Raw genomic sequence first — 702 nt, 5'->3', positions numbered from 1 at the left:
CGTTAAGCATTTGTATAGGTATTAGAAGAATCCTTGTAGGTGTCAAACAATCATGAATTTCGTTGAAAAGATTCTTGATGCTTTTAACAAGCTAGGACAATTTTTAAAAGGCATGTTTGAAAGGATAATCGACTTTTTTCTAGTGCCTTTATCGTGGCTTTTGTATATACTCGAGGGAATTTTGCATTTCATCGTTGTGTTGTTTCAAGTTGTGGTTGAAATAATCATGATATTTGTTGCTCTTTTTCAGTTTCTATTTGCTATTACTGCTGGATTTTTACGTACAGTTTTTCAAATGATAAACCCTCGGATTGGTAGCCCTGGTTTTTTTCCATCTGAGTCAGGGCGTGGGTTTAACGTTGTTTTTGATCTTGTAAGTGGAACTGGTTTGCTAACTGTTGTTCCCGCAGTAGCCACATTCTTTCTATGGTTTTTCTTTATCATTAAGTATATTGCCTTGTTTGGTGGCACTATCATGGTAAGACCGTTCGGAGGTGGCGGAGATTAAGGAGCTAATAGATACAATTTTTGATCCTGTCATTGGATGGTTGACTATGATAAGGCAGACTATTTCTAGTATGCAGGTGCCTGCAAGCCGTGGTTTAGATGTTGGTCAATATCTTGGTCCGTTAACTTCGCTGGGTCCCGGATGGACGACTTTTATCACGACAGGTATTTTTCTTGGCATGGTCTATTTAATAA

At 38.0% G+C, this 702-nt stretch carries 1 protein-coding gene; it reads left to right on the top strand.

What is annotated here, in order from left to right; all coding sequences use genetic code 11:
- The first annotated feature begins 52 nt into the window (after positions 1-52).
- A complete protein-coding gene (locus CHH91_RS17855) occupies positions 53-508 on the top strand; it encodes a hypothetical protein (protein ID WP_095224765.1) in 456 nt (151 codons plus the stop codon).
- Positions 509-702: the final 194 nt, after the last annotated feature.

The organism is Virgibacillus sp. 7505 (assembly GCF_002272135.1).
In the GTDB taxonomy this organism is placed as follows: domain Bacteria; phylum Bacillota; class Bacilli; order Bacillales; family Amphibacillaceae; genus Terribacillus.
This window is presented reverse-complemented; position numbering and strand designations above follow the sequence as displayed.